The organism is Aeromonas sp. R7-4 (assembly GCF_040908055.1).
GTDB classification, from domain to species: Bacteria; Pseudomonadota; Gammaproteobacteria; order Enterobacterales; family Aeromonadaceae; genus Aeromonas; species Aeromonas sanarellii.
The window spans coordinates 95,979-102,829 of record NZ_JBFODA010000064.1 but is presented as its reverse complement, the minus strand read 5'-3'; the positions used below and the strand labels follow the sequence as shown (position 1 = coordinate 102,829).

The 6,851-nt window shown below is 58.9% G+C and carries 8 protein-coding genes; 6 read left to right on the top strand and 2 right to left on the bottom strand.

All coding sequences use genetic code 11. The features are described from left to right. The first annotated feature begins 63 nt into the window (after nt 1–63). The 5 genes from AB5Y72_RS18165 (at nt 64) to AB5Y72_RS18145 (ending at nt 3,199) form a co-directional block, all read left to right on the top strand. Nucleotides 64–1,214, top strand: a protein-coding gene (locus tag AB5Y72_RS18165) for an IS3 family transposase (RefSeq protein WP_325783120.1) whose coding sequence is annotated in 2 segments (ribosomal slippage) — nt 64–301 and nt 301–1,214 — 1,152 coding nt in all. Because the reading frame shifts where the segments join, the coding sequence is not laid out codon by codon here. Further along, on the top strand, nt 1,207–1,476 hold the full coding sequence (locus tag AB5Y72_RS18160) for a pyocin activator PrtN family protein (RefSeq protein WP_368199380.1): 270 nt from the start codon (nt 1,207–1,209) through the stop codon (nt 1,474–1,476). The genes AB5Y72_RS18165 and AB5Y72_RS18160 overlap by 8 nt, the downstream gene beginning before the upstream one ends. A gap of 580 nt (nt 1,477–2,056) precedes the next feature. Next, complete coding sequence (zur, locus tag AB5Y72_RS18155) at nt 2,057–2,515, top strand: zinc uptake transcriptional repressor Zur (RefSeq protein WP_209793651.1); 459 nt, start codon at nt 2,057–2,059, stop codon at nt 2,513–2,515. Further along, the gene (locus AB5Y72_RS18150) at nt 2,505–2,966 is read left to right on the top strand and encodes a chemotaxis protein CheX (RefSeq protein ID WP_042079333.1); all 462 of its coding nucleotides are present in this window, start codon (nt 2,505–2,507) and stop codon (nt 2,964–2,966) included. Before zur ends, AB5Y72_RS18150 begins: the two co-directional genes overlap by 11 nt. Before the next feature lie 5 nt (nt 2,967–2,971). Then, nucleotides 2,972–3,199, top strand: a complete 228-nt coding sequence (locus AB5Y72_RS18145; RefSeq protein WP_042079332.1) for a hypothetical protein — start codon at nt 2,972–2,974, stop codon at nt 3,197–3,199. Between the two features lie 91 nt (nt 3,200–3,290). On the opposite strand, the gene brnQ is transcribed toward AB5Y72_RS18145, so the two are convergent. Beyond that, complete coding sequence (gene brnQ / locus AB5Y72_RS18140) at nt 3,291–4,553, bottom strand: branched-chain amino acid transport system II carrier protein (RefSeq protein WP_325783268.1); 1,263 nt, start codon at nt 4,551–4,553, stop codon at nt 3,291–3,293. A 235-nt stretch (nt 4,554–4,788) separates the two neighbouring features. Further along, nucleotides 4,789–5,499, bottom strand: coding sequence for a methyltransferase (locus AB5Y72_RS18135; protein WP_325783243.1), 711 nt, complete (start codon nt 5,497–5,499; stop codon nt 4,789–4,791). A 127-nt stretch (nt 5,500–5,626) separates the two neighbouring features. Here AB5Y72_RS18135 and srmB point away from each other — a divergent pair, with 127 nt between their 5' ends. Beyond that, nucleotides 5,627–6,847, top strand: a complete 1,221-nt coding sequence (gene srmB / locus AB5Y72_RS18130) for an ATP-dependent RNA helicase SrmB (RefSeq protein WP_325783242.1) — start codon at nt 5,627–5,629, stop codon at nt 6,845–6,847. Nucleotides 6,848–6,851: the final 4 nt, after the last annotated feature.

Genomic DNA, 6,851 nt, shown 5'->3' with positions numbered 1-6,851 from the left:
TGAATCGCCCCCAGTTCCCTAGACACCTCACAGCCTTAAAATGAGGCAACTATTGGAGGTGTTATGACCCGTCAGCGTTATCCAGAAACATTCAAAATCGAAGCCGTTAAACAAATCACCGAGCGCGGGCGGCCGGTGGCTGACGTTGCACGTGCCATCGGGGTATCCAGCCACAGCCTGTATGCATGGCTCAAGCAGTACGGTAAGCCTGCTGACCAGCAGATAGAAGAGTCTGCCTTGCAAGCCGAGATCCGCCGCCTGAAAACTGAACTGCGCCAGGTCACCGAGGAGCGCAATATTCTAAAGGAGGCCGCCGCGTACTTTGCCAGCGAGTCAAGGAAAGGTACGCGTTCATAACCTCCCGACTCGACCGGTACAGTGTCGTTACCCTGTGCCAGACCCTGGGGGTTCACCGAAGTGGCTTCTACGCGTGGTTGAAACAGCCCACATCGCCACGACAGCAGGAGGACGAACGACTGACCGGATTGGTCAAGCAATCCTGGCTGGAAAGTGGTGCTGTCTACGGTTATCGCAAGATCCATCGCGACCTTCGTGACGCAGGGGAAGCCTGCGGCAAGCACCGTGTGGCCAAATTAATGAAGCGGGAGGGACTGCGTTCGCAAACGGGCTATCAACGCCGCAAGGGGCATTATGGAGGCAAGAGCACGCAAGCTGCCCCAAACACGCTGGCACGTCAGTTTAAGGTGCCAGCCCCCAACATCATCTGGGTGACTGACATTACCTACATTCGCACTCAAGAAGGGTGGCTGTACCTGGCGGTGGTGCTCGACCTGTTCTCTCGCCAGATCGTCGGCTGGGCGATGAAGTCACGCATGACGGCAGACTTGGCGGTTGATGCGTTATTGATGGCCGTCTGGCGGCGCAAACCCAAGCAGCCGGTACTGGTGCATTCGGATCAGGGCAGCCAGTTTACCGGTGGTGAATGGCAAGACTTTCTGAAGGCCCACAACCTGAGTTGCAGTATGAGCCGACGGGGTAACTGTCACGACAACGCGGTCGCCGAGAGTTTCTTTCAGTTGCTCAAACGGGAGCGGATCAAGCGCAGGATTTACGCGACAAGAGACGAAGCCCGCAGCGATGTGTTTGATTATATCGAGATGTTTTACAACCCAATCAGGCGTCATGGTTCCAATGATGGGCTGTCGCCGGTAGAGTTTGAAAGGCAGTTTATTTTTCAGCAACAAAGTGTCTAGAAAACCAGGGGCGATTCACTTGGCGCAATACGAGAAACCAGTCGTGCCGCTTAAAGACATTTGTAGTGACTATTTTGGTCTGTCATATCAAACAGCCAGACAGCGGGCAAACGCAGGGATGTTACCCATCCCGACGTTCAGAACCAGCCAAAAGAGCGACTATCTGGTGCACCTGACTGACCTGGCCAGCTATATAGATCAGCAGAGAGAGAAAGAAGTGCGTAGGCTAACTGCGATCACGAAGATGGAGGCTCGAAGATAATCTTCTGGAAGGGCAAGCCCGCGAATCGCGGGCTTTTTCATTTTTGGTCTTTGTCAGTGGCCTAGGTCAGGTGGTAGACGTTCCTGCTAGCACAGCAAACAGCTCAAGGAAGGCACATAGGCAGAACCGTACGACGATGCTACTACCCATGTTCCCTCCTATTCGCTCTTAAGATCTGGAGTGGGTATAATCAAATGGTCACCAACATCAACATAACCTGTTGATGATGTTGATTTTTGTATTTAACGAACAAAGTTGTTGGGACATATTCGCAGAGTAGACAAGAAAAGCTGAAAGGCTTGAGAAAACTCCTGATTAAAGCCGTTTTGGCCGCCACCTGCCCCATATCTGCCCCATGGAAATTGAAGGCCACGCCTGATAAGGGCTAGAGAAAAAATCTCACCAATCCAGCATGGGGGCGATGGAAAAGCGCTGCGCCTGCATAAAAATCATCCGGGTTGGCCAAACAAGGGGGCGGATTCTACCACAACGTGAGACAGGCTCCGAAAATGAATTTTGTCGCCGCGCCGGGGAGGCCCTGTGATAGTATCCGGCTAATTGACAGGGTATCTGCGTGATCATGAATCAAGACCAACTTCTACAACGAGCGGAGCGCCTCTGCGAGCAGCGCGGGATCCGCTTCACCCCCACCCGGCGCCAGGTGTTCCGGCTGCTTGCCGCTCATGGCAATGCCATCAGCGCCTACGATCTGCTGGCTCAGTTGCAGCGGACCGAGGCCCATGCCAAGCCCCCCACCGTCTACCGGGCGCTCGACTTCCTGCTCGAGCAGGGGTTTGCCCACAAGGTGGAGTCGCTCAACGCCTTCATCTTCTGTTGCCATTTCGACCATGCCCATCCGATGCAATTGTTGATCTGCGACCGCTGCAAGGAGGTGGTGGAGCTGCACGATCCGGCCATCGACGGCGCCTTTTCCGAGCAGGCTCGCCAGCATGGTTTTACTATTACCAACAAGACCATAGAAGCTCATGGCCAATGCGCTAGCTGCTCTGCCATCCTAGGAAGTCAAGATGAAGGCTGATTTTGTAAACCCGTTCCTGCTCTCCCTGCTCAACGTGCTCTCCACCATGGCGCAGCTGGAGCTCAAACCTGGCGCCCCCAAGCGCAAGACGGACGAGCTGGCACGGGGAGACGTCTCCGGCCTCATCGGCATGGTGGGTCCGCAGACCCGGGGCTCCCTCTCCATCAGCTTCGAGAAAGGGCTGGCCCTTGAGATCATGCGCCGCATGCTGGGGGAGGCACCGGCTACCCTCAACGAGGAGGTGACCGACATGGTGGGCGAGATCACCAACATGGTGACCGGTGGCGCCAAGCGCATGCTGGGAGAGAAGGGCTATGAGTTCGACATGGCGACCCCCATCATCGTCTCCGGCCCCAATCACACCATTACCCACAGGGCCGACGGCGCCAAGATCATGATGCCGTTCGATTCTGAATATGGCCGCGCCACCATAGAGATCTGCTTCGAGTAATCGCCATGTGGAAGATGCTGAAATGGAGTGTCATCGGAGGGGTTGTGCTGCTCATCCTGTCGGATATCGAGATCCGCACCTCCCTCTACAAGTACGAGGACAACAGCGTGCAGATCAGTTTCCCGCGCTGGCAGGCCGAACAGCCCTGGGGCACCCTGCGCTGGCACGCCGGCCGGCTCGAACATCACTGGTACGGCCTGGCAGGCAAGCCCAAGCCTGCTCCCGTGCTCTGAGCGAGTGACCATTTCCCACCCACTAACACCAATGAAAGAGGCCAGCAGATGCTGGCCTCTTTTTTATCTAGCGATGGCGCCGGGGTGACGGTCAGGCGGCTTCGGCAGCCAGCTTGTCGGCACCGCGTACCATGATGCCCAGGCCGCAGGCCAGCAGGGTCGGCAGCAACCAGGCCAGGCCCTTGTCGAACAGCGGCAGGAAGGCGAACGCATCCATCTTCATGCCGGCGGCGCCCAGGCCGTCCAGGCAGCCGAACAGGAAGGCGACCAGCAGCACGGAGCGGAACACCAGGCGGGGGCGACCGAAGTAACCCTTCAGGAAGGTGACCAGCACCAGCGCCACGGCCACCGGGTAGATGGCGACCAGGACAGGGATGGAGAGGCTGATGAGCTGGCTCAGACCCACGTTGGCCACCACGGCGCAGATGACGCCCAGCAGCACCACCAGCTTCTTGTAGCTCATGCCGGTGAGGTTGTGGAAGAAGTCGGAGCAGGCGGAGATCAGACCCACTGCGGTGGTGAAGCAGGCCAGGGTGATGATGGCCGCCAGGATGAACTGACCCGGCTGGCCGAACAGGCTCAGCACATAGGCGTTGACGATGGCACCGCCGTTGCTGACGTCGGTGGCGACGCCGGCCGCGGTGTTGCCGAGCTGGAACAGGGAGACATAGACCACGGACAGGCCGATGGCGGAGATGATGCCCGCGATGGCCAAGTACTTGAACTGGCTCTGGTAGTCGTTGATGCCCTTCTGGCGCAGCAGATCGACGATCAGGGCGCCAAACATCAGGGACGCCAGGGTGTCCATGGTGTTGTAGCCCTCCAGGATCCCTTTCACAAAGGGGGTGTTCTGGTAGTCACCGGAAGCGGCAGGCATGGTGCCCTGGGGCGCGACGAAGACACCGACGGCCAGGGTCAGCAGCAGCAGCATCAGCACAGGGGTCAGGTACTTGCCGATGGCGTCCATCAGCTTGCCCTGATTCATGGAGACCAAGATGGAGATGCCAAAGAAGACGACAGTGTAGGCGATCAGCCCGGCCTGACCCATATCACCGATAAAGGGCTTGAGGCCCATCTCGTAGGCTACCAGGCCGGTACGGGGAGCGGCGAAGGCCGGGCCGATGATGATGTAGATGGCGACGGCCAGGGCGGTGGCCACGCCAGCTGGCAGCAGCTTGGTCATGCCGGCCCAGCCGTTGCCCGCCTTGGCGACGGCGATGATGGTGATCAGGGGCAGACCCACGGCGGTGACCAGGAAGCCCAGCATGGCCAGGGAGAGGTGCTCGCCCGCCATGAAGCCGGCCAGGGGCGGGAAGATGATGTTGCCTGCGCCCAGATAGAAGGCGAAGGTCATGAAGCCCAATCCGAGTACGTCGGACAATGTGAGTGATTTCGTCAAGTTCAACCTCGTCTGTCTTGTAAACTATTGCTTGTTATAGTTTTTTATTGGTCGGTGACCGGCGTTGTTCAGGGGTAAAAAAAAGAGCCCCGCTGATTTTTTCATCGCGACCAGTGGTTTGAACTGGTCTGGAGCGGGCGCTCATTTAGCAGTCAGCATAATGATGTGAAAAAATAGTTCAAGACAAAATTTACATCTTCAAATAGAAGGGGCTGGTGAGTTGGATATATCTGTCGGAATAGCCGCCGGTAGCAGAATGGATGACAATTTCACCCCTGTTGCACTTGTTTAATCCTCTGCCAAGTAGCAATAAAACACGATTTGCCTCTTTCCCCTCCCTGGTGATAACAGCCAGATAACAACTCGCATGCAGATCATAACTCGACGAAATGCATAAAATTTCATCCGCCATCGCCGTCGGCAGCACCAGGGCCAGCTGTCCATGCCGGTTCAGCAGACGGTTGCTTGCGGCCAGCAATCCGTGGGGATCGAGCGCTCCCGTGTGACGGGCCAGGGCCCTGGCCGGATCGCGAAATGGCTGGCCTGCCACGAAGTAGGGAGGGTTGGAGACGATCAGATCATAGGGTTCGGCGTGATAATCCTGAATGGCGCTCTCTATGACGGTGACCCGGCTGTGCCAGGGGGAGGCGGCGACATTCTCCCTGGCCTGATCGGCTGCATCCTTATCCAGCTCCACCCCGTCGATCCGGCAGTCGTTCGTGCTGCGCTGGGCCAGCATGAGGGCGATGAGACCGCTGCCGGTGCCGATGTCCAGCACCCGGCGGGCGCCGGTGACCGGTGCCCAGGCCCCCAGCAGGATGCCGTCCGTGCCGACTTTCATGGCGCAACGGTCGTGGTCGACGTGAAATTGCTTGAAGGTAAAACCGCTGCTTCGTCCCATCCGGCTCCCGTCCTGTACCTGCCCGTTGAAAATGGTCGGCGATTATAGCGGCTAAGCCACAGTCACCATAGGAGCCGGCGGCATAATCGCCTATAATCTGCCGTTTCCTTAATGACCGAGTATTGCCATGAGCCAGTCCTTTGATGATTTCGACCTGAATCCAGCCCTCAGCCGGGCCTTGGCCGAGATGGGATTCACCCGCCCCACCACCATTCAGCAGATGGTGCTGGAGCCAGCCCTGGACGGCCGCGATATTCTGGCATCCGCCCCGACAGGCACCGGCAAGACAGCCGCCTTCCTGTTGCCGGCCATGCAGCACCTGCTGGATTTCCCGCGCCGCAAGCCGGGGCCTTGCCGCATGCTGATCCTGACTCCGACCCGCGAGCTGGCCCTGCAGGTCAGCGCCCATGCCAAGGCGCTGGCGGTGCACACCCATCTGAGCATCGAGACCATCATCGGCGGCGTGAGCCACGAGGAGCAACTGCCCGCCCTGACCAAGACTACCGACATCGTGGTCGCCACCCCGGGCCGTCTGCTCGAGTACATCGAGAAAGAGGAGTTCGAGAGCCACGACATCGAGGTGCTGGTGCTGGATGAGGCGGACCGCATGCTGGACATGGGCTTCATCAAGGACGTGAACCGCATCGTGGAAGAGGCGCGCTACCGCAAGCACACCATGCTCTTCTCCGCCACCCTGGAAGGGGCCGGCCTGGAGAAGTTTGCGAGCGAGATCCTGAAAGATCCGGTGGAGCTGCACGCCGAGCCGCCCCGCAGCGAGCGCCGCCCCATCACCCAGTGGGTCCACCTGGCGGACGACGCCGCCCACAAGCTGGCCCTGCTGGTGCATATACTGAAAAACCCGGAGACCCAGAAGGCGATCATCTTCGTCAAGACCCGGGAGCGGCTGGCGGAGCTCTCCGGCCAGTTGCAGGCGGCAGGCGTGCCCTGTGCCTGGATCCGTGGCGAGATGGAGCAGAGCAAGCGCATCGAGTCGATCCGCAAGTTCCACGAAGGGGAGGTGCCCTTCCTGATTGCCACCGACGTGGCCGCCCGCGGCATCGACCTGCCGAACGTCAGCCATGTCATCAACTACGACATGCCCTACGGCGCGGATGTCTACGTGCACCGCATCGGCCGCACCGGTCGCGCCGGCAACCGTGGCTGTGCCATCAGCCTGGTGGAGGCCCACGACATGGCCATGGTGGCCAAGATCGAGCGTTACACCGAGGAACGCCTCAAGCGCCGGGTGATCGACGAGCTGCGCCCCAGGCACAAGGAGGCGCGGGTGCCGGTGAAGAAGAAAAAGCCGAAGGATGCCAAGAAGTCGGCCAAGAAGAAAAAGAAGTAAGCCT